Origin of the sequence: Janibacter sp. GXQ6167 (assembly GCF_041365945.1) — a bacterium.
Lineage (GTDB): Bacteria > Actinomycetota > Actinomycetes > Actinomycetales > Dermatophilaceae > JBGFSK01.
This window is the reverse complement of sequence record NZ_JBGFSK010000005.1, coordinates 148549-173067: the sequence shown is the minus strand read 5'-3', so window position 1 is coordinate 173067 and position 24519 is coordinate 148549. Positions and strand designations below refer to the sequence as shown.

Genomic DNA, 24519 nt, shown 5'->3' with positions numbered 1-24519 from the left:
TCGCGATGCCGGTCAATGGCTGGGAGTTTGTCATCTTGATCGTGCTCGCGGTCGTGATCCTCGGGCCCGAGCGGTTGCCCGAGTACGCGGCGAAACTGGCCCGCTTCGTGGTCACGGCGCGGGACATGGCCAATAACGCCAAGGGCCAGCTCAAGGAGCAGATGGGTCCCGAGTTTGAAGAGGTGAACTGGCGTCAGTACGACCCGCGCCAGTACGACCCGCGCAAGATCGTGCGTGAGGCGCTCCTCGAGCCCGCGCCGGTCGCGACTCGCCCGACCGTCGAGCCCCAGCCCGCCGACGAGCCGAGCGAGGTCGCGATCGGGACCCCGTGGGACCCCGACGCCACCTGAGCTCGGGCGGTCCGGCTAGCGGCCCGAGGGGCTGAGCCCGAGCGAGCGACCCGCGAGGCCCCGGCTGCGCTGAGCGAGCCCACGCGCAATCCCGCGAAGGGCGACCGCGGCGGGGGAGTCGGGGTCGGCGGTCACCACCGGGTTACCGGCGTCGGCGCCGATCCGAAGGGCGGTATCGAGCGGGATCTGCCCGAGCAACGGCACCTCGGCGCCGATCGTGCGGGTCAGCGACTCGGCGACGGCCTGGCCGCCCCCGGCGCCGAAGATCTCCTGGCGCGAACCATCGGGCAACTCCAGCCAGGACATGTTCTCGATCACCCCGACCACCCGCTGGTGGGTCTGGACGGCGATCGAACCGGCGCGCTCGGCCACTTCCGCCGCCGCCTGCTGGGGCGTCGTGACGACGAGCAACTCAGAGTTCGGGATCAGCTGGGCGATCGAGATCGCGACATCGCCGGTGCCCGGGGGCAGGTCGAGGAGGAGGACGTCGAGGTCACCCCAGAAGACATCGGCGAGGAACTGCTGCAGGGCGCGGTGGAGCATCGGGCCGCGCCACACCACGGGTTGGTTGCCGGGCACGAACATCCCGATCGAGATGACCTTCACCTCCTGCGCGATGGGCGGCAGGATCATGTCGTCGACCTGAGTCGGCGGGTGGGTCACCCCGAGCATCCGGGGGATCGAGAAGCCATAAATGTCGGCGTCGACAACACCGACCTTCAGGCCCTGCGCGGCGAGCGCGGCAGCGAGGTTGGCGGTGACCGAGGACTTGCCGACCCCGCCCTTGCCGGACGCGACGGCGTAGACGCGGGTGAGCGAACCGGGCTTGGCGAAGGGGATCTCGCGCTCGGCCTGGCCTCCGCGCAACTGGGTGCGCAGGTTCGCTCGCTGCTCTTCGGACATGACCCCGAGGGTGACCGTCGCGTCGGTGACGCCGTCGATCCCGAGCAGCGCCTTCTTCGTGTCCGTCGTCAGGGTGTCCTTCATCGGGCACCCGGCGACGGTGAGCAAGATGGTGGCGCTCGCGTGGCCGTCGGCATCGACATCGGCGGTTTCGACCATGCCGAGCTCGGTGATGGGCTTGCGGATCTCGGGGTCGATGACCCCGCCGAGCGCCGCGCGCAGCATCTCGTCGGTAATCGTGGGGTGGGAGGACATGGCTCGATGCTACGTCCCCGCCATGAGTGGTGCCGTCAGGGCACCGCTCGGTCGCCCTGGTCCGCCGCGGGTTCCTCCTCGCGGGCGCGTACCTCGAGGCCACGCTCCTCAAGGTCTTCCATGAGCTGTCGCAGTTCGGAGCGGAGGAAGTCGCGGGTGGCCGTGTCGCGCAGTGCGATTCGCAGTGCGGCGACCTCCCGAGTGAGGAACTCGGTGTCGGCGAGGGCGCGCTCAGCCTGCACCCGGTCCTGCTCCAGAGCGACCCGGTCGCGGTCATCCTGACGGTTTTGCGCGAGCAGGATGAGCGGCGCCGCGTAAGACGCCTGCAAGGAGAGCATGAGCGTTAGGAGGGTGTAGTTAAGCGAGCGCGGGTCGAACTGGGCTTCGGCGGGCAAGAAGGTGTTCCAGCTCAGCCAGACGACGACGAAGATCGTCATCCAAATGAGGAAGCGCGGCGTCCCCATGAAGCGCGCGAACTTCTCCGAGATGACCCCGAAGGCCTCGGAACTCATCGACGAGGGTCGGCGGAAGAAGCGCTGGCGGACCTCGCGCGGCTGGTCGATACGAACTGTGGGCCGGTCAGCCATCGGTCACCTCATGACGGTCATCGCGCCAGTCGTCCGGGAGGATGTGGTCGAGCACGTCGTCGACCGTGACCGCGCCAAGCAGTCGCCCTTCATCCACAACGGGGACGGACATCAGGTTGTACGTCGCCATCGTGACGGTCACTCGACCAAGCGGCGCATCCGGGGGAAGGGGGTCCACGCCGGTGTCGAGGAAATCGCCGACCGCTGCGTGGGGTGGTTCTCGAAGGAGGCGCTGGATGTGGAGCATCCCCAGGTACTTGCCGGTCGGGGTCTCGTGCGGCGGGCGGCAGACGAAGACCGTCGCCGCGAGGGCGGTCGAGAGCTCCGCGCGGCGCACGACAGCAAGCGCCGCGGCCACGGTGTCATCGGGTCCGAGGACGACCGGCTCGGTCGTCATGAGACCACCGGCGGTGTTTTCGTCGTAGGTGAGCAGGCGGCGAAGGTCGGCCGCGTCGTCGGGCTCCATGGCCTGGAGGAGGCCCTCAGCGCGCTCGGGCGGCAGCACCGACAGCAGGTCGGCCGCGTCGTCGGGCTCCATCGCTTCGAGCACATCGGCGGCCCGCGCGTGTTTTAGCGTCACGAGGATCTTCGCCTGATCCTCTTCGGGGAGTTCCTGCAGGACGTCGGCGAGGCGCTCGTCATCGAGAGCGTCGATGACTTCGCCCTGGCGTTTGGGGTTGAGGTCGTGGATCGCGTCGGCGAGGTCGGCAGCCTTGAGATCGTCGAAGTGCTCGATGAGACGGGCGGCGGACTGCTCGGTGTCGGTGCCGTAGAGGCCCTCGACGTCCTCGACCGGCGCGGTGAAGGTCTCACCGCGCCGACGCACCAGCAGTCCGCGGGTGTGCCGGCGCCCGGCGCGCACGAAGACCTTCGTGACCGCCCAATCGCGGGTGCGGGTCTGCTCGACGCCGATGTCTTCGACGGTGGCCTGGATCGGGCCGTCCTCACCGCGCACCACGACCGGGCGCTCGATGATCTCCGCGAGCACCAGGGTTTCGTTGGAGCGCTGCTCGAAGCGGCGCATGTTGACCAGGCCCGTCGTGATGACCTGACCCCCTTCGACCGAGGTCACCCGGGTCATCGGGACAAAGACCCGGCGGCGACCGGGAACCTCGACGACGAGGCCGATCACTCGAGGGCGGCGACGGCTGCTGAAGGTGACGACGACGTCGCGCACCCGGCCGACGCGGTCACCGAGGGGGTCGAAGACGTCAAGGCTCGCCAATTGGCCGACGTAAAACCGGGTGGGAGCGCTCACGCTGGCCAGGGTAGCGCCGGGACGCCCCGTCGCCGCACAACCGCGAGCGGGCGTCAGCGGCGCCGCGTCGCGCGTCCCCTCAGATGCCAGGGACGCCACCGCGCGGTGGCGGTGGCCGCCGGGGTCACGACCGACGTTGCGGGCGCGGGCGTCGAGGGTGCCTGACCCCCAGGTGAGGTGACCACCTGGGGGACGCCGGCTTGCTCCGGAACCCCGAACGGGCGAAGCGCCCAGATCGTGGCCTCCTCGCGCCAGCGGTCGCGGACCCCATCGTGAGAGCCGCGGCGTTCGCCGATCAGCGACTCGACCGCCGCGTCCCATTCGCCATCGTCTGGGTGGATCTGCTCGACTGCGGCACGGATCGTGAGCAGCCGGCGGCCATCGCCGGCGCTCGTCAGGATCAGGGTCGCTTCCTCGCCGAGGGGCGCGATCTGCTGCTCGCCAGCACCCGAGACGATCAGGACGCGCCCGTCGCGGCGCGCGAACCAGACGGCGCGAGCGGGGCTCCCGTCGTCGGCGTCGAGCCACAGCACTGCGGACTTGTTCAGCACCTCTTCGGTCAAGGCGGTGACCGACGTCGCGGCGGCGTCCATGGTCGGCCAGCCTAGCGATCGTCTTCGGTCCGGTCCTCGCGGGCGCTAGCACCTGTAGGGTCAAGGCGGAGCCCGCACCGCGCCCTGTCAGGCCGGTCGGGTGGCTACGAGAACCGCACGCCACGCTGTCACGAAGGTTCGAGACGATGAGCAATCCGCCGCCCCCTCCTGGTTATGGCCCCGTGCCTCCTCACTCCTCACCGCAGCCCGGCGGTTTTGGCGGGCCACCGCCGCCATACCCGCCGACCCCGATGGCCTCGTCCGGTGGGCCGTGGAATCAGCCGCCGAAGAAGTCCGGCAAGGGCGCGATCATCGCGCTCGTGAGTGGGGGACTGGTCCTCGTGCTGGCCCTGATCGCCGGTGGGGGATACCTGATCTTCCAGGCCGCGACCGACGACGATGAGCCGGTGGCGACCTCGACCCCGACCACGACGTCGGAGCCGCCCTCGACCACGCAGACGACCTCGCCGGAGGCAACCCCGACCACGCCCTCGACGAGCGAGAGCCCGAGCTCCACCCCTTCCTCCGCCCCGACGTCGGCGGTGAAGGCGTACCCGGGGGCCGGCAAGTGCCTCACTATCCGCTCGGGTGAAGTGGCGGAGAAGTCGGTGGCGCAGGCCCGAGCGGCGGTGATCAATTGCCAGAGCAAACGGGCCCGGGTCCGCATCGTCGCCTCCGGTCGAGACGCGACCGAGTGCACGCGATCCCAGACCGACCATCAGGGGTGCCTGTCGCACTACGACGACAACTATCGCCTGGTGCGCTACACCGCGATCCCGAAGGTCGGCGACTGCTTCGCGGGATTCCGCAACACCACGCGTAGCACCGGAATGATCTATCGAGGGTGGCCGACGCGACTTCTGAAGTGCGGCGCGCCCTCCCCGAGCTGGGCCGACCGCAAGCAGGCCGCGAAGAAGTTCGGGATCAAGACCAGTCAGACCGAGCGCGTCGAGTTCCGCGTCCTACGGATCGCGCGCCCGGGGACGCGGTGTCAAGGGACCACCCTCCAGGAATGGAAGGTCGCGTACTCCAAGACCCGCGACAACGTCGTCTGCACGGTCTACACCAAGCGCTGACCTGCGCTTAGGGCTGCGCGTGAAGTGAGTCATAGGGGCGGCCGGATGCGCGCTGATAGCGTCCGAGCAGCAAACCTCACGCTCCCTTCTCGTTCGCCAAGGAGACGCTTCTTCATGCGCAGTGCCAAGGACTTCTTCGCCCCTCTCGCCGTCGGAGCTCCGGCCCCGGTCCGCGAGGTCCCGGCCCGTCCGAGCCGGATGATCCACTTCTTCGACCCGAGCAACGAGAAGATGGCGGCGAAGGTCCCCGCGATGGTCGGCACCGTCGATGTCCTCCTCGGGAACCTCGAAGACGCGGTCAAGGCCGACAAGAAGGAGGCCGCGCGCCAGGGCCTGGTCGATATCGCCAAGACGACCGACTTCGGTGAGCACACCCAGTTGTGGACCCGGGTCAACGCGCTCGACAGCCCGTGGGTGCTCGACGACCTCACCACCCTCGTGACCGAGATCGGCGACAAGCTCGACGTGATCATGGTCCCGAAGGTCCAGGGCCCCGAGGACATCCACTACGTCGACCGGATCCTCGCCCAGCTCGAGGCGAAGGCGGGCCTCACCCGCCCGATCCTCGTCCACGCGATCTTGGAGACCGCGAGGGGCATGGCCAATGTCGAGGCGATCTGCGGCGCGAGCCCGCGCATGCAGGGCATCTCGCTCGGCCCGGCCGATCTCGCCGCGGACCGCCGGATGAAGACCACCCGCGTCGGCGGCGGTCACCCCGGGTACCTCGTGCGCCAGGACCCGCCGAAGGGGGAGGACGGCACGGTCGAGTACGGGGCCGAGCGTTCGATCTACCAGCAGGACCTCTGGCACTACACGACCGCCCGGATGGTCGACGCGTGCGCGATGCACGGGATCTTCCCGTACTACGGGCCCTTCGGCGACATCAAGGACACGGTCGCCTGCGAAGACCAGTTCCGCAACGCCTTCCTCCTCGGCTGTGTCGGCACGTGGAGTCTCCACCCGGTCCAGATCGAGATCGCCAAGCGCGTCTTTAGCCCCTCGGCCGAGGACGTGGCGCACGCCCGCCGGGTCAAGGAGGCCATGGGCGATGGCACGGGCGCGGTCATGCTCGACGGGAAGATGGAAGACGACGCGAGCCTGAAGCAGTGCCTCGTGATCCTCGAGCTCGCCGAGCGCCTGTCCGCCAATGACCCCGAGCTCGCCGAGCTCTACGCGTAAAGACCACCCGGAAGGCACGAAATCCCGATGTCCTACACCCCCCGTCGCTCGGTCCTTTACATGCCGAGCAGCAACGAGCGCGCTCTCGAAAAGGCCAAGACCCTCCCCGTCGATGCCTTGATCCTCGACCTCGAAGACGCGGTCGGCCCCGACCACAAGCCCGCCGCCCGCGACGCCGCCTGCGCTGCCGTGACCTCCGGTGAATACGGCGACCGAGAACTGACGATCCGGATCAACGGCATCGGGACTTCGTGGCACGAAGAGGACCTGCGCGCCGCCGCGCAGGCGGGTCCTGCCGGGATCGTCGTGCCGAAGGTCAACAACGCCAAAGAAGTCAAGGCCCTCGTCGCCGCGATGGAAGAGGCTGGCGCGCCCGAGCACACCAAACTCTGGGCGATGATCGAAACCCCCGAGGCGATCGCCAAGGTGCGCAAGATCGCCAAGGCCTCGGACCGCCTCGCCGTGCTCGTCATGGGGACCAATGACCTCGTTAAGGAGCTCCAGGCCGACCACGTGCCCGGCCGGGCCCCGCTCCTTACCGCCTTGTCGCTCTCCCTTCTCGCCGCCCGCGAAGCCGGGATCGCGATCCTCGATGGGGTCTACAACAACGTCAAGGACAACGAGGGCTTTACCCGCGAGTGCGAGCAAGGTCGAGACTTCGGTTTCGACGGCAAGACCCTGATCCACCCCGGGCAGGTCCAGGTGTGCAACGACACCTTTGCCCCGAGTGAGCAGGCCGTCGAAGAGGCCCGAGGCATCCTTGAAGCCTGGGAGGCTGGTGCCGGTCAGGGCGTCGTCACCTACAACGGCAAGATGATCGAGAACCTCCACGTGGACATCGCGCGTCGCATCCTCGACACGCATGAAGCCATCCGCCCCCGCGGGTGACGACGCGGGAGTACATTGATCCCCTCTGGGGGGAGAACCCCTTGGTGACCGTGGGGTGGGAAGAACGATGATGATGCTAGGACGACGTGATTTTTTCCGGGCTGCGGGCACGACGGCCGTCGTCGGTGCGGTCGGCGTGGCCAGCGCCGAAACGGCGCACGCCGCACGGCCGACGCTGCGGCAGGGCTCGACCGGGTCCCAGGTGAAGTACCTTCAGGCGCGACTGCGCAAGCACGGGTATTGGTGCCGCAGCGTGTCGGGGACGTACGACGACACGACCCAGCAGGCCGTGATGGCGGTCCAGAAGGCGTTCGGCCTGCCTCGCGATGGTGTCTGCGGGCCGAAGACGTGGGCGCGCATCGAACGGCTTAGTCGGGTACGCGCGAAGTCCAGCAGCGGGACGCTGATCGAAATCGACAAGCGCCGCCAGCTGATGATTTTCGTGGTGAGCGGCAAGGTGACGTGGGTCTTCAACACGAGCACGGGGACCTCTCGCACGCCAACCCCGTCGGGGCGCTTCCGGATCTTCCGACAGATCAACGGATGGCGCCGCTCCCGCCTGGGTTTGCTCTACCGGCCGAAGTACTTCAACGGCGGCATCGCATTGCACGGCAGCAAGTCGATCCCGGGCTATCCAGCGTCGCACGGCTGCTGTCGGCTGAGCAACCGGGCAACCGACTACATCTGGTGGAAGAACCTAGCGCCCATCGGTCGGCGGGTCTGGGTGTACTGACGGCAGGCGTGTTGCCCGGTGTTCTGGAGGGCGGATCCCGATTAGTTAGGTCCTCCTTGCCGGGAGTAGCGTGACCTCTATGTCCGCGTTGAGTTCACGCCTAGCGGAGCGCCGGGTGGCAATGCCCGACCCCGGCGTTGGTCACGTCCTCGCCGAGCTGGCTCCAGGGAGCACCGCACGAGTCGAGGGCTTTAGCGACCATCTCCCGGCGAGTACCTGCCGCCGGCTCTTCGATCTCGGCTTTACCCCCGGTGCCGGCGTCGAGGTCGTCCGCAAGGCCCCCGCGCAGGATCCGGTGATTTACCGCGTCGCGGGTTGCGAGATCGCCATTCGACGCAGTCTCGCGCGCGGGGTTCGCGTGAGCCTCGGATGAGCGGACACCACCACGGAGGTTCGGCGACGATCGACGCCCCTGCGGGGACGGCGCGCTTGGCGCTCGTCGGCAGCCCAAACTCCGGTAAGACGACCCTCTTTAACGCCCTGACGGGGCTCAAGGCCAAGACCGGCAACTACCCCGGCGTGACCGTGGCGCGCTATGAGGGGGAGGCGCGGATCCCCGATGGCCGGGCGGTCATCGAGGATTTACCGGGGACCTACTCGCTCGATCCGATCAGCCCGGATGAGGTGATCGTCACCAAGGTGCTCGACCGGGAGCACACCGATGGCACCCCGACGCCCGACGGTCTCATCGCGGTCATGGACGCCACCGCGCTGCGCCGCTCGCTCGGCCTGCTCACCCACATCCTGCACGCCGACCTCCCCACCGTGGTGGTCCTCACCTTCACCGACGAGCTGGCCCGCCGCGGGGGCTCGATCGATATCGCCGCCCTCAGTGCCGCGCTCGGCCTCACCGTGATCCCGGTGACGGCAGGCGAGCGGAGCGGCGTCGACGACCTGCGAGCGGCGCTCGTCGATATTGACAGTTGGTCGTCCCCGCCGGTGCTGCCGCCGACCGAGCCGAGCGAGACGACCGGGTGGATCGACACCGTGCTCGCCTCGGCGAACTACTCCGTCCCCGACATCGACGAGCGCACCCGCAAGATCGACGCGGTCCTGCTCCACCCGGTCTGGGGCACGATCATCTTCTTCGCGACGATGTTCCTCTTCTTCCAGACGATCTTCACAGTCGCTGCGCCCCTGCAGGGTTATGTCGAGGAGTTCTTCGTCTGGCTCGGCACGCTCGCCCGCGAGCACATCTCGAACCCCTGGCTCGCGAGCTTCGTCGGTGATGCGCTGCTCGGCGGTGTCGGCGGAGTGCTGGTCTTCGTGCCGCAGATCGCGCTGCTCTTCGTGCTGATCGCGCTGCTCGAAGGCGTCGGCTACATGTCGCGTGCGGCCTTCTTGATGGATCGGGTGATGGCGAGCGCCGGACTGGAAGGGAGGGCCTTTGTCTCCCTGCTCTCCTCCTTCGCCTGCGCGATCCCCGGGATCATGGCGACGCGGTCGCTCCCTTCGGCCAAGGACCGCGTCGCCACGATGATGGCGGCGCCGCTCATGACCTGCTCGGCGCGGCTACCGGTTTACATCCTCCTCATCGGGATGCTGGTGCCGTCCTCCGCGCGGGTCGGGCCCTTCGGCGCCCAAGGCGTGGTGATGTTCGGGCTCTACCTGCTCGGCGCGATGTCGGCGATGACGGCGGCGTGGGTGTTTTCCAAGATCGGTGGGCGCAAACGCGATGCGATGCCCTTCTACATGGAGATGCCGTCCTACCGACTCCCGAAGGTATCGACGGTCGCCATCTCGGTCTGGGATGCGTGCAAGGCATTCGTCCGCAAGGTGGCCTCGATCATCCTGCTCACCACGATCGTGTTGTGGGCCCTACTGAGCTTCCCCACCCACAGCGATGCCGACCTGCGTCAGGCGGGCGTCGATCCCACCGATGACGTCGCGAGCAGCGCGTATGTCATCGACAATTCCTACGCCGCGGGCATCGGGCACGCTCTCTCGCCGGTCTTCGAGCCGCTCGGATACGACTGGCGGATCAACGTCGGTGTCGTGTCGTCGCTCGCCGCGCGGGAGGTCTTCGTGGCCACCTTGGGCCAGGTCGCGGCCGCCGAAGACCCCGAGAATCCGAGCACCGCCCTGGCGTCGATGACCGTGAGCTCGGGGCCGAGAGCGGGCGAGCAACTCTTCACCCCCGCGGTGATCGCCTCCTTGCTGGTCTTCTTCGTCTACGCGCTGCAATGCATGTCGACCGTCGGGGTGCTGCGCCGAGAGACCGGCACCTGGCGCTGGCCCCTCATCGCCTGGTCGTACATGTTCGTCCTCGCCTGGGTGATGGCCTTCATCGCCTACCGCGTCACCTCGCTCCTTACCTAGCCCATGCACGCTGAGACCGTCCTGACCGACTCCGCCGCCCTCCGCTGGGTGGTGAGCGAACGCCTCCCCGCCGGGAGACTGCTCGATGCCCCCGGCGACCTCGGCGTCCTCCTGCGAGAAGGGGTGATCGCCGACGCGACGCTCGAGCCCTACGCCGTCGTGGTGCGCGCCGGCGCGGGGACGTCGTGGTCGCACGTGGGGGAGCGAGTGCGGCGGGCCCTGGCGTTCGCCCTCGGGGACCTCAGCACCTGGGAGGTTGAGGCCGATCCGGATGGTGTCTTGACGCAGATCGTGCGGGAGGTCCTTGCCGGTCCCGTCGGCGATCTCGCCCGAAGCCACGGCGGCGACATCGAGGTCATCACTGTGAGCGATGGGGCCGTCACCGTGGAGCTGAAGGGGGCTTGCCACGGCTGCAGCGCCGCCGGGGAGACCTTGCACGAGCGTCTCGAGAGCGCGATCAGGGCTCGCTATCCGGATCTGCGGGAGGTGCGAGATCGTTCCCCGCAGCCGGTGGGGCGAGGGATCTGGCCGCGCCTGCGGGCGGGCCTTCGCGCGGACGCGGGACCCGGCTCGCGTGCCCGCTCGTCATAGCGCACAATTGAGATCACGTAGCCGGTCCCTGACCGAGCATTCATGGGGGAGTAGTTTTTTAATGTCCGTTCGACCGATCACGCTCGTCGTCGGCGCGCTTGTCCTTGGGCTCGCCGCCTGTGGGATCTCCGACGCCGCACCGATGACCACCACTACTTCGAGCTCGGTGACGAGCTCGGCCGCGACGCCGAGCACGCCGACGCCGACCGCGTCGACGACGACGTCGCCCTTCGCGGGCACCAAACTGCTCAAGCCCGGTGACTCCGGTCGGACCGTCACCGCCCTTCAGCAGCGACTGAACGACATGGGGTACTGGAACGGCACGCCGGATGGGACCTACGGTGAGCTCACCCAGCAGGCGGTGATGGCGCTCCAGAAGGTCGCGGGCCTGGACCGCGATGGCATCGCGGGCGCGGCGACCCTCAAGGCCGTGCAGACCGATCACGTGCCGCCCCTCGTCGGTGGCCCCGCCGAGCGGATCGAGATCGATCTCGAGCGGCAGATCCTGGTGATCGTCAAGGGTGGTGAGATCTACCGGATCCTCAACACGAGCACCGGTAGCAACGCCGTGTACACCTCCCAGGGGGCGCAGAAGGTCGCCGTCACGCCGAAGGGGACCTTCGCGGTCTACAAGGAGTTTGACGGCTCTCACGTCGGACCCCTCGGTGCGCTCTGGCGCCCGAAGTACTTCAATGGCGGGATCGCCGTCCACGGCGCTCCGTACATCCCCGGCTACGCCGCGTCGCACGGGTGCGCCCGCCTTAGCAACGCCGCCATGGACATGATCTGGAGAGAAGACCTCATGCCCCATGGAGAGACGGTCATCGTCCACTGACGCGGGGCGCCGTCAGCGTGGCGTATCGCACGTGAACCGGCCGCTGACGCCGGCGTCTCGCCTGCGATAATGAGCGGGTTCACCCCCTTCCTCATGTCCTAGGCGGCGATTGACCCGATGTCCCGACTCCAAAGCACCGACGGCCTCACCGAAGAGCAGTCCGAACTGATCAAGCTGGTCCGCGAGTTCGTCGACGAGCAGATCATCCCGGTCGCCCAAGAGCTCGAGGCCGCCGATGAGTACCCCACCGAGATCGTCGAGGCGATGAAGGAGATGGGGATTTTCGGGCTGATGATCCCGGAGGAGTACGGCGGTCTCGGTGAGTCCCTGCTGACCTACGCCCTCTGCGTCGAGGAGATCGCCCGCGGCTGGATGAGCGTCTCGGGCATCATCAACACCCACTTCATCGTCGCCTACATGCTGGTCCAGCACGGCACCCAGGAGCAGAAGGACTACTACCTGCCGAAGATGGCGACCGGTGAGATCCGCGGCGCCTTCTCGATGAGCGAGCCGGGTCTGGGCTCCGATGTCTCGGCCATCAAGAGCAAGGCGGTCAAGGGCGACGGCGACGAGTGGACGATCAACGGCCAGAAGATGTGGCTCACCAACGGTGGCTCGGCGAACCTCGTCGCGGTGCTCGTGAAGACCGACCTCGGTGAGGACAGCGTCTACAAGAACATGACGACCTTCCTGATCGACAAGGAGTCCGGCTTCGGTGAGACCGCCCAGGGCGTCACCGTCCCCGGCAAGATCGCCAAGATGGGCTACAAGGGCGTCGACACGACCGAGCTCATCATGGAGGGCCACAAGACCTCCTCGGCGAAGATCCTCGGCGGCGAGCCCGGCAAGGGCTTCTACCAGATGATGGACGGCGTCGAGGTCGGGCGCGTGAACGTCGCCGCCCGCGCCTGTGGCCTGTCGCGTCGCGCCTTCGAGCTCGGCATCGCCTACGCTCAGCAGCGCGAAACCTTCGGCAAGAAGATCGCCCAGCACCAGGGCATCCTCTTCCGGCTCGCCGACATGGCGACCAAGGTCGAGGCCAGCCACCAGATGATGGTCAAGGCCGCTCGCCTGAAGGACGCCGGCGCACGCAATGACCTCGAGGCCGGGATGGCGAAGTACCTGGCCGCCGAGAACTGCGCGGACGTCGTCGAGCAGTCCTTCCGCATCCACGGTGGCTACGGCTACTCCAAGGAGTACGAGATCGAGCGGCTCTACCGCGAAGCGCCGATGCTGCTGATCGGTGAGGGCACCGCCGAGATCCAAAAGATGATCATCGGCCGACGCCTCCTTGAGGACTACAAGCTCAAGGGCTGACCCCCTTCGCCGGTGGTGGGTACCACTGGACCGCTGGGCGACGAGCGGTGAGACAATAGGCGTCATGACCACGCCCGCAATGTCCGCCGCTCGGGAGAACGTCCTGCGGCTCAACTACCCGATGTCCCTTGGGACGTACGACACCTACGCCGAGGCCCAAAAGGCGGTCGACTATCTCGCCGACAAGGACTTCCCCGTCCAGGACGTGATGCTGGTCGGGACCGACCTGAAGCAGATCGAGCGAGTCACCGGACGGCTCACCACGGGGCGGGTGCTGCTCGGCGGCGCCCTCTCCGGTGTCTGGATCGGTGTCTTCGTCGGCCTCGTCTTCACCCTCTTCGAGGGCATGGACGGGATGATGATCCGGCTGACGTCGACGATGTTGATGGGTGCCGTCTTCGGGCTCGTCTGGGCCTGGCTCGGGTATCGGATGACCGGCGGGCAGCGCGATTTCACCTCCGTCACTCAGGTCGTCGCGACCCGCTATGAGGTCCTCGTCGAGCACAAGCACGCAGCGCGGGGCCGCGAGTTGCTCGCCGAGCTCGACCCGATGCGGGCCGCCCAGGAGCAGTTGCGCGCCAACCAGGCGCAGGCTCAGGCCGCCTACGACCGTCAGCAGAGCACGGAACCCCCGACGCCGTGAGCGAGCTCGCCCCCTTCGACGGAGAGGGGATCGAGTCGATCCTCTGCGTCGTCGCTCATCCCGATGACATCGAGTACGGCACCGCGGCGGCCGTCGCCGGGTGGACGGCGGCCGGTAAGCGGGTCGCGTATTACCTCTTGACGAGCGGCGAGGCCGGGATCAACGATCTCTCGCCGGCGCAATGCGGGCCGGCGCGCGAGGCCGAGGAGCGGGCGAGCGCCGCGCGGGTGGGCGTCGACGTGGTCGAGTTCGGCGGGCACCCGGACGGGATGGTCGAGTACGGGCTGACCCTGCGCCGCGATATCGCGCGGGCCATCCGGCGACACCGACCCGACCTCGTGACGACGCTCAGCCGGCACGAGATGGTGGGGAGCAATGTCAACCAGGCGGATCACCGCGCCGTGGGGCTCGCGGTGCTCGACGCGACCGGCGATGCCGGTAACCGCTGGGTCTTCCCGGAGCTGGCCGCCGACGAAGGGTTAGAGCCCTGGTCGGTCAAGGCGATCGTCTTCGCCGCCTCGCCGGTGGCGAACGAGTACATCGACGTCTCGGACCACTTCGAGGACGCGGTGGCGTCCTTGCAGGAGCACTCCCGGTACCTGGAGGGGTTGCCGGATGACTACCCGAGCCCCCGGGAGATCCTCGAGGGGATCCTCGGCGGTGCGGCCGAGAACCTTGACGGGGTGCGCTACGCCCTACCGCTGGAGACGATCCGGCGGTAGGGGAGCCCCCGTCGCCCTAGCGGGACTGCACCTCGGCGATCCAAGCCTCGACATCGTCGGCAGAGTGAGGGAAGTCCGCGCTTAAGTTGCGGCAGCCATCCTCGGTCACGACCACGTCGTCCTCGAGGCGCACGCCGATCCCGCGGAAGCGCTCCGGGACCTTGAGGTCATCGGCCTTGAAGTACAGGCCCGGCTCGACCGTCAGGATCATGCCCGGCTGAAGCTCGGCGTCCATGTACTCCGAGCGTGTCGCGAGCGCGCAGTCGTGGACATCGATCCCAAGGTGATGGCTCGTCCCATGGACCATCCACCGCCGGTGGTACTGCCCGTGCTCGGGATCCAGGGTGTCGTCCACGCTCACGCCCTCGGGGAGGAGGCCCCACGTGTGGAGGTGCTCGGCGATGACCCGGATTGCGGCGGCGTGCACGTCGGAGAACTTGTTCCCCGGCTTGACCGCCGCGATCCCCGCCGCCTGAGCGGCCTCGACCGCGTCGTGGATCTCCCGCTGGGCCTGCGTGAAGCGCCCGTTGGCAGGCAGGGTGCGGGTGATGTCCGCGGTGAAGAGGGAGTCGAGCTCCACTCCGGCGTCGAGCAGGATGAGGTCGCCGTCGCGGACCTCTCCGGTGTTTTTGATCCAGTGCAGGGTGTTGGCGTGGTCTCCGGCCGCGCAGATCGAGTCATAACCCACGCCGTTGCCCTGGTGGCGCGCGTGCAGTCCGAAGACCCCTTCGACCCAGCGCTCCCCGCGACCACTCTCAAGCGCGGTCGGGAGGTCAGCGATGACCGCCTCGAAGCCCACCTTCGTCGCGTCCACCGCGGCCTGCATTTGCTCGATCTCCCAATCGTCTTTGACCATCCGCAGGTGAGAGAGGTCGTGCGCGAGAGCGTCATCGGCTTCGGCGAGGCCCTCCTCGACGGCACCGTTGGCGATCCGGGCGGTATCGAGAGCGGCGGTCAGCTCACGGTCGGCGTCGCGCACGACGCGGACGGTGACCTCACCGGCATCCTTGGTCGCGGCGTCGACAAAGCCGTCGATGTGGCGACCGGTGAGCCCGAGCTCGGACTCGATGTCCTCGATGCTCGGCCGCGGACCCACCCAGAACTCGCCGTAGCGGGCGTCGCCGAAGAACTCCTCAGAGTCGCGCGGAGCCATCGGGCGGAAGTACAAGATGGATTCGTGCCCGCCCCCTTCGCGCGGTTCCATCACGAGCACCGCGTCCGGTTCGCGATCGGCGCCGAGGCCCGTCAGGTGGGCGAAGGCACTGTGCGGGCGGAAGACGTAGTCGGTGTCGTTCGAGCGGACCTTCAGCCCCCCGGCTGGGATCACCAGGCGCTCACCCTCGTGGGCGGCGGAGACCTGCTCACGGCGGCTCGCGGCGCGCCGCGCGGCTTCGGTCAGGTCCGGTCGCGTCGCCGATCGAGGCGCCCAGTCTTCGGCGACGAAGGTGCGGAACTCCTCGGTGGTCGGACGCGCGCGGTTTTCGGCCTGCTTCTGCTCTTCACTCACGCAAGCCATGGTGACATGAGGAAGGGGGCCGCGCGCGACCCCCTTCCTCATGTCAGTGATGACGGTCAGCGGCGCGGGTCCACGACCGCGACGCTCGTCACCGATCGGGAGAGGACCCGGTTCTTACCGGTCACGAGGTCGTGGCTCGTGAGGGTGCGCGCGGACGGAGGGCAGGCGCCGACGCGCTCTCCGATGGCGCGATCCCCGACGAGCGCCACCATCTGCCACGTCCCTGCTGCGTATCCCGTCTTCAGCACGGGCTTGCCCTTGGTGAGCCGATGCGGGATACCGGCGCCGCACATTTGGCCGGCGACCGCGACCGCCCCGCGTCGGTGCGGCCACGCGTCCCACCAGCCGTGCCCGTCGGCCTTGCCGGAGGTGAGCTTGCGGACCTTGCCCGAGGTATTCGAGACGAAGACTTGGCCGATCTCGTCCGTCTTGGACTTCACCAGGCACGAGACCACGAAGTGCGTGGAGTCCCACTGCCGCGTCGGGTGGCAGTAGTGGTGCCCGGCGGGATCCGGCAGGCGCCGAATCATCCGGCCCGAGCGGGTGTCGACCACGGCGAGGCCGGTGCTGAGCGGGATGACCACCGTGCGGCCCCCCGCGACCGGCAAGGGGTCGGAATCGGAGAACTGCGTGCCGCGGTAGAGCGTGCGGATCAGTTTGCCGGTGCGAGAGCGCACTTCCACTCGCGCCTTAGGCCCGTAGTTGCGCGTTACGAGCAGCGCACCGCCCGAACGGTCCAGGAAGCGCACGCTTTGCGGAGTGCGCAGCGTGAAATGAGAGTCGCGCTTGGTGCGCAGGTCCCGGACGGTGACGCGAGCGTTGTCCACGTCCTCCTGCGCGAAAACGGCAGACCGGGCTCCGGAGGAGACGTCCTGGAGGAGGTCTCCCTTCTTCACCTGGCCGAGGCGGTAGGCCGTCCCGTTCGGGCTGATCAGCGAGAGTCGGCTAGACGCTTTGGCGTCGTGGGTGACAACACTCCACCCCGAATGCACCGTCGACCACGGCACACCTGAGGTGGCGGCCGCCGGAGCGGCAGACGTGGGCGACGTGGACGAACTCGTCGCTGTCGCCGGGACGACCCAGGCGACAGCGAACCCGGCCGCGCCGATGGCGACAGCGGAGCGGATCACGGTGTGGCGACGTGACATCAGAAAAACCCCCCAAATGGTTCTCGGGTCCGACGGTCGAACCCGATGCCCCGTAAGACGCCATGCCCTTACGGTCGGTTGGGGGTTTTTCTTCAGAAAAAACTCAGCGGCGCGGGATCAGGACCGTGTAGTCGAGGTCGAGCACGACCTGTGGGAGGTACTTGCCGTCCTCGCCCCGATACGGGAAGTCGGCGCACGGGAGGTCCTTCGTCGCGACCGTGCGCAGACGCAGCGCGCCGATGTCGGTGCGCCCGGGCAGTTCGATGCGCTCGAGGACCTCGGACCAGGCGTAGACCGTGTCGCCGGCGAAGGTGGGGTTGGCGTGTGCTCCGGCGTTGATCGCGGCGATGCTCTGGCCGTTCGCGAGCCCATTGAAGGTGAGGGCGCGGGCGAGGCTGATGATGTGCCCGCCGTAGATCAGGCGACGCCCGATCTTCGCCTGGGCCTGGGCGTGCTGGTTGAAATGCACCTTCGCCGTGTTTTGGTACAGGCGGGTGGCGAGCATGTGCTCGGCCTCTTCGATCGTCATGCCATCGACGTGGTCGATCCGCTCGCCGACCTCGTAGTCGTCCCAGAGGTAGGGGCTCCCGGCGAGGACGGTGTCGTAGTCGCGCCCGGCCAGATCGTAGGGAACCTTGAGGTCCTCGGCGGCAACGGCGCCGGGCAGGTCGGGGATCACGATCTCGGGAGCAGGGGCGTCCAGGTTGCCCTTGTTGACCATGACCCAGCGGATGTAGTCCAGGACCATCTCCCCCTTCTGGTTGGTCCCGACCGAGCGGACGTAGACGACGCCGGAGCGGCCGTTGGAGTTCTCCTTCAGGCCGATCACGGTCGAGGTGGTGGTGACGGTGTCGCCCGGGTAGAGCGGCACCCCGAAGACCCCGCCGGCGTAGCCGAGGTTCGCGACGGCGTTGAGCGAGATGTCCGGAACGGTCTTGCCGAAGACGAGGTGGAAGGCCAGGAGGCTGTCGACCGGCATGCGCTCGAGCCCCATCGACTCCGCGAAGGTCGCGGCGCTGGTCGCGGCGAACCGGCTGCCGTAGAGGGCGGTGTAGAGGGCGATATCGCCCTCGGTGACGGTGCGCGGCGTCGCGTGGACGATCTCCTGCCCGATCGTGAAGTCCTCGAAGTAGTTGCCGGCGACCGTCTTGGTGGACATGCATGCCTCTCGCTAGGGCCTCAACCGCGTGAGGCGAAGGGGGATCACGCTCATTTTGTCACTGCCCCGTTGAGGGCAGTTCAGCGGCTGGGAGCGACTCAGATCTCTTTTTTTGAAGATTCGGAGGGTCGCGCACAATGGTGCGGTGATTCCCCCTTCGAGCGACTACATCCTGGCCTTGTCCTGCGCCGACCGCCCGGGACTCGTTGCCGCGGTGTCCGCCTACGTCTTCGCCCACGGTGGCAACATCACCGAGAGCCAACAATTTGGCGACACCCGTACGGGGGAGTTCTTCATGCGGGTCGCCTTCACCGATGTCCGGGGGGTCGGTGAGACCGCCCTGCAGGCCGGGTTCGACGAGGTGGCCGAGCAGTACGCCATGACCTGGCAGCTTCGCAGCGCGACCACCGCGTACCGCACCCTGGTCATGGTGAGCCGATTCGGGCATTGCCTCAACGACCTGCTCTTTCGCTGGCGAAGCGGGCAGCTCAACATCGAGATTCCGGCGATCGTGTCGAACCACCGCGACTTCGCGGCGCTCGCGGACTCCTATGGCGTGCCGTACCACCACATCCCGGTGACCGCCGAGACCAAGCCGCAGGCCGAGGCGAGGCTCCTCGAACTCGTCGAGGAACACGACATCGATCTTGTGGTGCTGGCCCGATACATGCAGGTGCTCTCCGATGACCTGGCGCGGCGGATGGCGGGCCGAATCATCAATATCCACCACTCCTTCTTGCCCAGCTTTAAAGGGGCCCGCCCTTACCACCAGGCGTACGGAAGGGGGGTCAAGCTGATCGGCGCGACCGCCCATTACGTGACCGCCGATCTCGACGAGGGGCCGATCATCGAGCAGGACGTCGTGCGGGTCGACCATCGGATGCAGCCAGACGCGCTCGTCTCGGCCGGTCAAGACTGCGAGGCACGGGTCTTGTCGCGGGCCGTGGCGTGGCATAGCGATACCCGCGTCCTGCCCCACGGCGAGCGGACCGTCGTCTTCTCATAGGCCAAGATGGGACCTATGGATGCGACCACTGATGCTCGCCCGTTGATCCGGACCAGCGCGCACGACGATGGCGTCGTGGAGTTGGTCTTGGACCGGCCCGAGGCGATGAACGCCGTCTCGACCGCCATGGCGCGGGCCCTCACCGAGACCGGAGCGACGCTCGCCTCCGATACCTCCGTGCGTGCCGTGGTGGTGACCTCCAGCCACCCCAAGGCCTTTTGCGTCGGCGCCGACTTAAAGGAACGCAACGGGTTGAGCGACGATGAACTGCGGGCCCAGCGGCCGGGCAACCGGCTGGCCTACCGCGCGCTGCTCGACCTTCCGGTGCCGACGCTGGCTGCCGTGGGCGGCTTTGCGCTCGGTGGCGGGTGCGAACTTGCCCTGGCCTGCGACCTCATCGTCGCGGGTGAGCGGGCCGTCTTGGGTCTGCCCGAGGTCTCCGTTGGGGTAATCCCCGGCGGTGGCGGCACCCAACTCCTGACCCGCCGAATCGGGTGGTCCCGAGCGGCCGACCTGATCTTCACTGCCCGCCGGGTGGGCGCCGACGAGGCCTACCGTCTCGGGCTCGTCGATCGGGTCGTGCCGGACCCGCGGATCGAGGCTCTCGCCATCGCCTCCACGATCGCCGCCCACTCTCCGATCGGCGTGCGCAACGCCAAGGCCGCCATGCGAGCGGGGATCGATCTCCCGCTCGATGACGGCCTTGACGTTGAAGACGCCCGCTGGCATGACACCGCGTTTAGTCCTGATCGGGCCGAAGGGGTACGCGCCTTCGCCGAGAAGCGGCGGCCCAACTGGCCGGGCGTGTCGTAGCGCGCCCCCCTTCGGCAGATCCCTTAGAACGTCTTCGTGTGTGTGCCCCCGGCGTCGGTCCAGGTCAAGGTCCATTGATTGCCCATGGCCGGGTCCTTCGCTGAGACCGTCCACGCCCACGGACCGTCGGGTTCGAGTTGGGTGACCGCGACGGGCACTTCGTGGCGTCGACCGCCCTTCTCTGTGGCGGTGAAGGAGACATCCCGCGGGGTGCCGTCGGCTGCGAAGAACCCCGAACTGGTGGTGACCTTCCCATCGGAGTGGAAGAGGAGCGGGATCACCTCCCGCAGAGGCTGGTGGCTCACCTTCAGTGAGCTCGTGCCCTCGTCCCCGATTCGACCGGCGACACGAAGATCACGGTCGTAGTACAAGACGGCACCGTCGAGGGCCGCCTGCGGCGGGCGCACCGGGGCGGAATCGCCACCCTCGAGTGCCTGGTTCATGACGCGGCTTCCGTCATACGTGGTAAAGCCCGTGCTGTCCGGCAAGGTGCCGACGCCGCGGACGACGAAGGCGCGCAGCCCGGTGTCGGCGATCGCGATGTCCTCGGTGGTCGCGCCGCGGTCCTGCTTGCTCTCCGCGGTGCCGAAGAAACTCACATCACGGATGTCGCGGCTGGTGACGATGAGTTCGCTGCGAGGAGAGAGGCGGAAAACCTGCCCGCCCCCTTCAGCGAAGACCTGAGGGTCGACCGGTGCCCCCTGCTCCCAATCCTTGCCCGCGACCGTCAGCGTGCCATTGCCATACGAGAGGTCGATCGTCACGCCTTCGGTCGTGGCCATGCCCTTCGAGTCCTGCACGTTGGCGGGCTCGAGCGTGATCCGCTGGTGACCGGGGCGTAGACCGGTTGCGGTGGTGGTGGTCGACGACGCGGGCTCGAGGAAGGCTCCCGGGCGGCCGGGAAGGACCGCCCACGCACCCGCGGCCACGACCGCCGCGGCCGTGGTTGCCGCGAGACCGGCGACTCGGCGGCGGCGTCGGATGCGGCGCCCATCGCCGATGACGGAATCGACGTCGATCTCGAGCGGCGGCAGATCGTAGGAGTGGAGCAGGTCTTCGAACTCGGTGTCGGTGTCGATGCGGATCTTCTCAGGCATGGCTGGTCTCCTCCGTGTGGGAGAGGTGCGCTCGTAGGCGGGCGAGGCCGCGCGAGGTGCTGGATTTCACGGTGCCGACCGAGCATCCGAGGCTCTCGGCGGTTTCGACCTCGGAAAGGCCGACATAGTGGCGTAGGACGACGGCTTGGCGCTCTCGTTGCGGCAAGATCTGAAGGAGAGCGACCAGATCCGAGGTGTCCTCGGGCTCACGGTCCTCGACGCTCAGATTCGCCGCCTCGATCGCTGGGTCCGACACGGTCTCGTGACGTCGCGACCGCCAGGTGTCGATGTGCAAGTTGATCAAGCAGCGCCGTGCATACGCGGCGGGATTGTCATGCCGCACGCGCTTCCATTTCAGATATGTCTTGACGAGCGCTCCTTGGACCAAGTCCTGCGCGTCGTTTGCGTTGCCGCTCACGTAATAGGCCGTGCGCAGCAGGCGCGGTGAGGCCTCGCGAGCGAAGGTCGCGAACTCCTCGTCATGACCGCCCATCTGGGCTCTCCTTCTCCTGCCGGGTCACCGGTGGGGTGACCCTCGTGCGGACCCAACGGCACTGCGCCGCAAAAGGTTGAGTCGCACGCCCCGGCCATCTTCTCGCACCGCGGGCGCCACCCCCCGTAGGGTGACCAAGGTGATCGACCTGCACACCCACTCGACCGTGAGCGACGGCACCGAGCCGCCGGAAGAGGTCATCGCTCAGGCAGCCCGGGCAGGCCTCACGGCGGTCGCGCTCACCGACCACGACGCGGTCGACGGCTGGACGGCGGCGACCGAGGCCGCAACCCGGCACGGCCTGGCTCTGGTGCGAGGTGCCGAGTTGTCGACTCGTCACCGCGGCATCAGCGTCCACCTGCTCGCCTACCTCTTCGACCCGCACCAGTCCGACCTCGCCTCGGCCATGGCGCGAATCCGTGATGATCGCCTCCCGCGCCTGCGCACCATCGTGGAACGGATGGAAGACGACGGCATCGAGATCACCTGGCCCGAGGTCGAGGCGCTCGCCACCGAAGGTGCCGCGCCCGGCCGCCCCCACATCGCCGATGCCCTCGTCGCTAAGGGGCTCGTCCGTGATCGGACGGAGGCCTTCGACACCTGGCTGCACAACCGCAGCCGCTATTACGTCCCCCACTTCACGATCGACACGAGTGACGCCATCGCCCTGGTTCGTGCTGCGGGCGGGGTCCCCGTACTCGCTCACCCCTTCGCGACCCGCCGAGGTTGGACGATCGACGGCGACGATGTGCGCGAACTCGCCGACGCGGGTCTGCTCGGCATCGAGGTCAACCACCGCGACCACGAGGACGAAGAGGTCGAGCTCGCCGGATCGCTCGCCCGCGAGCTCGATCTGATCGCGACCGGCAGCAGCGACTACCACGGTGAGGGCAAGCCGAACCGGCTCGGGGAAAACGCGACCTCAGAGGAATCGCTCGCCGCCATCGAAGAGGCGGCGACGAGCGGACTCACGATCCTGCGCTGACCCCTCGTCGGACCCACATCACCGCGGCGAGGCACGCGAAGACCGCTGCCGCGGTAAGGAAGGGGGATGCCGGACCCGTCCCGCCAAAGAGCACGCCGCCGAGTACCGGACCGATGATCCGCCCGGACGAGCCAATCGAGTGGCTGGCTCCGAGCACCGCGCCTTGCTCATCGGCTCCGACCCGCCCCGAAATCGCCGACAGCAGGGACGGCGCCTGGGTCGCATTGCCGATCGCGATGAGTCCCGCAGGCAGAGCGATCTGCCACCAGGCGGTGACGAAGGGGGCGAGCGCCGACCCGAGCGCGAAGCACGCCAGGCCGATCACGATGAGCCGACGATCCCCGAGTCGCCGGGAGAGCCACCGGGTGCCGGTCAGCTGAAAGGCGACGATCACGAGCCCGACGTACATGAAGAGGTAGCCGTTTTCGACCGGCCCAAAGTTCAGGAGATGGTCGGTGAGGAGCGGTAACTGTGACTCGATCTGCGAGAAGGCGACCATCACCAGGAAGTTCACGGCGAAGAACAGCACCAGCAGCGGATCGCGCCGGACTCGGGCGAGTGTCGCGAGGAGCGGCGGGGTCACTCCCGTCGTCCGGGGGAGTGCAAGCATGGCCCAAATGGCGTTTGCGAGCGCCGCGATGGCCGCGATCACGAAGGGGGCGCGCGTGCCCCCGATCGGGATGGACAGCGCCGTGAGGGCTGGACCGAGCACGATCCCGAGTCCGATCCCCGCTCCGACGACCGCCATGCCCTGCCCGCGCTCGGTCGGTGCCGTGACATCGGCGATCGTCGCCTGAGCCGCGGCGATGCTCCCGGCAGCGAATCCCGTAAGGATTCGGGCGACGAAGATCCAGGTCAGGGACGAAGTGGCGGCGAAGAGGAGATATCCGCCGGCCGCGACGAGCGCGCACGCGGCGACGACGGGGGCCCGGCCGACGCGATCGGAGATCCGACCGAGGACGGGCGCCGAGATGAACTGCGCGGCGGAGTAACTAGCGATCAGGACGCCGACGACGGCCGCCGACGCGCCGAAATCCCTGGCATAGGTCGGCAGCAGGGGGAGCAGCATCCCGAACCCGAGCAGGTTGAGCAGGACCGTGACGAAGACCGCCCCGTAGACGCTGCGTCGGTTCATCGCGGCTCCCTGGTGTGGACAACTCAGCTCGGGCCCACGGGGCGAATCTAGGGTGGGACCCATGCCCGTGACCAGTGCCGAAAACGGCGGACCCGACGGGTGGCGACCCCTCCTTCGAGTCAGCCCGAGCGCGCTGCTCAGCTACCTGGACTGCCCGCGCCGCTACCGGATGGCCTATCTCGACGTCCCGAGGCCACCGAAGCGGGCTCAGCGCGCGCACACCTCCCTTGGGATCGCGGTCCATAACGCCTTGAGGGACTGGTGGGATCTCCCCGTTGCGGAGCGGACCCCACACGCTGGAGCTGCGCTCGTGCGACGAGGGTGGATTCGTCTCGGATTTCGCGATGACGACCAATCGGCGCACCACCGCGAGCGCAGCGCGGTCCACGTCGGGGAGTACCTCGCGACGCTCGATCCGGCGCAGGAGCCGCGGGGGATCGAGCGCACGGTGGCGATGGTGACCGGGGCGCTCGCCGTGACCGGCCGGGTCGACCGCCTCGATGAACGTGAGGGTGAACTGGTCGTGGTCGATTACAAGACGGGTCGGACGCCCCTGACCGACGACGACGCGCGCTTCTCCCTTCCCCTCGCGCTCTACGCAGGGTCGGTGTGGAAGATGTTCCGGCGCCCGTGCTTGAAGGTGGAGTTGCACCACCTTCCGACGGGGGTGATCGCCCGGCACGAGCACACACCGGAGTCGCTCACCCGCAAGGTCGAGGAGGCACGCTCGATCGGTGCCGACATCGATATCGCGCGGGAACGGCTCGCGAGCGGTGATGAGGACCCCTTCCCTCCTCGCGTCGGTCCGATCTGTCGTTGGTGCGACCTGCGAGCCCACTGTCCCGAGGGCCAGGCGTACGGTCCGGAAGAGCCCGACTGGGCGGGTTTGCCGGACACCTGAGAAGATGAGCGCGGCAA

The 24519-nt window shown here is 68.0% G+C and carries 26 protein-coding genes; 16 read left to right on the top strand and 10 right to left on the bottom strand.

The window, feature by feature from the left end:
• The first annotated feature begins 5 nt into the window (after positions 1 to 5).
• The gene (locus AB8K43_RS09345; protein WP_370893679.1) at positions 6 to 350 is read left to right on the top strand and encodes a preprotein translocase subunit TatA; all 345 of its coding nucleotides are present in this window, start codon (positions 6 to 8) and stop codon (positions 348 to 350) included.
• Positions 351 to 365: 15 nt separating this feature from the next.
• On the opposite strand, the gene AB8K43_RS09340 is transcribed toward AB8K43_RS09345, so the two are convergent.
• From AB8K43_RS09340 to AB8K43_RS09325, 4 genes are read right to left on the bottom strand one after another with little or no spacing between them, the layout of a single operon-like run.
• Entirely contained in the window at positions 366 to 1508 is a 1143-nt protein-coding gene (locus AB8K43_RS09340; protein WP_370893677.1) for an Mrp/NBP35 family ATP-binding protein, read from the bottom strand.
• A gap of 35 nt (positions 1509 to 1543) precedes the next feature.
• Complete coding sequence (locus AB8K43_RS09335; RefSeq protein WP_370893675.1) at positions 1544 to 2095, bottom strand: DUF1003 domain-containing protein; 552 nt, start codon at positions 2093 to 2095, stop codon at positions 1544 to 1546.
• The gene (locus AB8K43_RS09330) at positions 2088 to 3353 is read right to left on the bottom strand and encodes a magnesium transporter MgtE N-terminal domain-containing protein (RefSeq protein ID WP_370893673.1); all 1266 of its coding nucleotides are present in this window, start codon (positions 3351 to 3353) and stop codon (positions 2088 to 2090) included. The genes AB8K43_RS09335 and AB8K43_RS09330 overlap by 8 nt, the downstream gene beginning before the upstream one ends.
• 53 nt (positions 3354 to 3406) lie before the next feature.
• Complete coding sequence (locus tag AB8K43_RS09325; RefSeq protein ID WP_370893671.1) at positions 3407 to 3946, bottom strand: hypothetical protein; 540 nt, start codon at positions 3944 to 3946, stop codon at positions 3407 to 3409.
• A gap of 146 nt (positions 3947 to 4092) precedes the next feature.
• Here AB8K43_RS09325 and AB8K43_RS09320 point away from each other — a divergent pair, with 146 nt between their 5' ends.
• From AB8K43_RS09320 to AB8K43_RS09270, 11 genes are all read left to right on the top strand, one after another.
• Complete coding sequence (locus tag AB8K43_RS09320) at positions 4093 to 5022, top strand: hypothetical protein (RefSeq protein WP_370893669.1); 930 nt, start codon at positions 4093 to 4095, stop codon at positions 5020 to 5022.
• Between the two features lie 114 nt (positions 5023 to 5136).
• Positions 5137 to 6201, top strand: a complete 1065-nt coding sequence (locus AB8K43_RS09315) for a CoA ester lyase (protein ID WP_370893668.1) — start codon at positions 5137 to 5139, stop codon at positions 6199 to 6201.
• Between the two features lie 27 nt (positions 6202 to 6228).
• Entirely contained in the window at positions 6229 to 7089 is an 861-nt protein-coding gene (locus AB8K43_RS09310) for a CoA ester lyase (RefSeq protein WP_370893667.1), read from the top strand.
• Positions 7090 to 7159: 70 nt separating this feature from the next.
• Entirely contained in the window at positions 7160 to 7822 is a 663-nt protein-coding gene (locus AB8K43_RS09305) for a peptidoglycan-binding protein (RefSeq protein ID WP_370893666.1), read from the top strand.
• Between the two features lie 79 nt (positions 7823 to 7901).
• Positions 7902 to 8195, top strand: coding sequence for a ferrous iron transport protein A (locus AB8K43_RS09300; protein WP_370893664.1), 294 nt, complete (start codon positions 7902 to 7904; stop codon positions 8193 to 8195).
• On the top strand, positions 8192 to 10141 hold the full coding sequence (locus AB8K43_RS09295; protein ID WP_370893663.1) for a ferrous iron transporter B: 1950 nt from the start codon (positions 8192 to 8194) through the stop codon (positions 10139 to 10141). The genes AB8K43_RS09300 and AB8K43_RS09295 overlap by 4 nt, the downstream gene beginning before the upstream one ends.
• Before the next feature lie 3 nt (positions 10142 to 10144).
• Positions 10145 to 10732, top strand: a complete 588-nt coding sequence (locus tag AB8K43_RS09290; protein WP_370893662.1) for a NifU family protein — start codon at positions 10145 to 10147, stop codon at positions 10730 to 10732.
• 61 nt (positions 10733 to 10793) lie between these two features.
• Complete coding sequence (locus AB8K43_RS09285; RefSeq protein WP_370893660.1) at positions 10794 to 11567, top strand: peptidoglycan-binding protein; 774 nt, start codon at positions 10794 to 10796, stop codon at positions 11565 to 11567.
• Positions 11568 to 11684: 117 nt separating this feature from the next.
• The gene (locus tag AB8K43_RS09280; protein WP_370893658.1) at positions 11685 to 12884 is read left to right on the top strand and encodes an acyl-CoA dehydrogenase family protein; all 1200 of its coding nucleotides are present in this window, start codon (positions 11685 to 11687) and stop codon (positions 12882 to 12884) included.
• Between the two features lie 64 nt (positions 12885 to 12948).
• Positions 12949 to 13527, top strand: a complete 579-nt coding sequence (locus AB8K43_RS09275; protein ID WP_370893657.1) for a general stress protein — start codon at positions 12949 to 12951, stop codon at positions 13525 to 13527.
• Positions 13524 to 14249 carry a PIG-L deacetylase family protein gene (locus AB8K43_RS09270; protein ID WP_370893655.1) on the top strand — a complete coding sequence of 242 codons (726 nt, stop codon included), beginning with the start codon at positions 13524 to 13526 and terminating at the stop codon, positions 14247 to 14249. Before AB8K43_RS09275 ends, AB8K43_RS09270 begins: the two co-directional genes overlap by 4 nt.
• Before the next feature lie 16 nt (positions 14250 to 14265).
• On the opposite strand, the gene AB8K43_RS09265 is transcribed toward AB8K43_RS09270, so the two are convergent.
• The 3 genes from AB8K43_RS09265 to AB8K43_RS09255 form a co-directional block, all read right to left on the bottom strand.
• On the bottom strand, positions 14266 to 15756 hold the full coding sequence (locus AB8K43_RS09265) for an aminopeptidase P family protein (protein ID WP_370893653.1): 1491 nt from the start codon (positions 15754 to 15756) through the stop codon (positions 14266 to 14268).
• A 65-nt stretch (positions 15757 to 15821) separates the two neighbouring features.
• Positions 15822 to 16913, bottom strand: coding sequence for a hypothetical protein (locus AB8K43_RS09260; protein WP_370893651.1), 1092 nt, complete (start codon positions 16911 to 16913; stop codon positions 15822 to 15824).
• A gap of 103 nt (positions 16914 to 17016) precedes the next feature.
• Positions 17017 to 18072 carry a MaoC family dehydratase gene (locus AB8K43_RS09255; RefSeq protein WP_370893649.1) on the bottom strand — a complete coding sequence of 352 codons (1056 nt, stop codon included), beginning with the start codon at positions 18070 to 18072 and terminating at the stop codon, positions 17017 to 17019.
• A gap of 145 nt (positions 18073 to 18217) precedes the next feature.
• Between AB8K43_RS09255 and purU the strand changes: the two genes are divergently transcribed.
• Positions 18218 to 19078 carry a formyltetrahydrofolate deformylase gene (gene purU / locus AB8K43_RS09250; RefSeq protein WP_370893647.1) on the top strand — a complete coding sequence of 287 codons (861 nt, stop codon included), beginning with the start codon at positions 18218 to 18220 and terminating at the stop codon, positions 19076 to 19078.
• A 15-nt stretch (positions 19079 to 19093) separates the two neighbouring features.
• Positions 19094 to 19891: an enoyl-CoA hydratase/isomerase family protein gene (locus tag AB8K43_RS09245; RefSeq protein WP_370893645.1), complete on the top strand. Its 798-nt coding sequence runs from the start codon at positions 19094 to 19096 to the stop codon at positions 19889 to 19891.
• Between the two features lie 23 nt (positions 19892 to 19914).
• Here AB8K43_RS09245 and AB8K43_RS09240 read toward each other — a convergent pair whose 3' ends face one another.
• Complete coding sequence (locus AB8K43_RS09240; RefSeq protein WP_370893643.1) at positions 19915 to 20988, bottom strand: hypothetical protein; 1074 nt, start codon at positions 20986 to 20988, stop codon at positions 19915 to 19917.
• Positions 20981 to 21481, bottom strand: a complete 501-nt coding sequence (locus AB8K43_RS09235; RefSeq protein WP_370893641.1) for a SigE family RNA polymerase sigma factor — start codon at positions 21479 to 21481, stop codon at positions 20981 to 20983. Before AB8K43_RS09235 ends, AB8K43_RS09240 begins: the two co-directional genes overlap by 8 nt.
• Positions 21482 to 21620: 139 nt before the next feature.
• Between AB8K43_RS09235 and AB8K43_RS09230 the strand changes: the two genes are divergently transcribed.
• Complete coding sequence (locus tag AB8K43_RS09230; RefSeq protein WP_370893639.1) at positions 21621 to 22466, top strand: PHP domain-containing protein; 846 nt, start codon at positions 21621 to 21623, stop codon at positions 22464 to 22466.
• Here AB8K43_RS09230 and AB8K43_RS09225 read toward each other — a convergent pair.
• Positions 22450 to 23601 (bottom strand): MFS transporter, encoded by a 1152-nt coding sequence (locus AB8K43_RS09225; protein ID WP_370893637.1) that lies wholly within the window; start codon positions 23599 to 23601, stop codon positions 22450 to 22452. The two genes, AB8K43_RS09230 and AB8K43_RS09225, sit on opposite strands and share 17 nt — an antisense overlap.
• A gap of 61 nt (positions 23602 to 23662) precedes the next feature.
• Between AB8K43_RS09225 and AB8K43_RS09220 the strand changes: the two genes are divergently transcribed.
• Positions 23663 to 24502, top strand: a complete 840-nt coding sequence (locus AB8K43_RS09220) for a RecB family exonuclease (RefSeq protein WP_370893635.1) — start codon at positions 23663 to 23665, stop codon at positions 24500 to 24502.
• Positions 24503 to 24519: the final 17 nt, after the last annotated feature.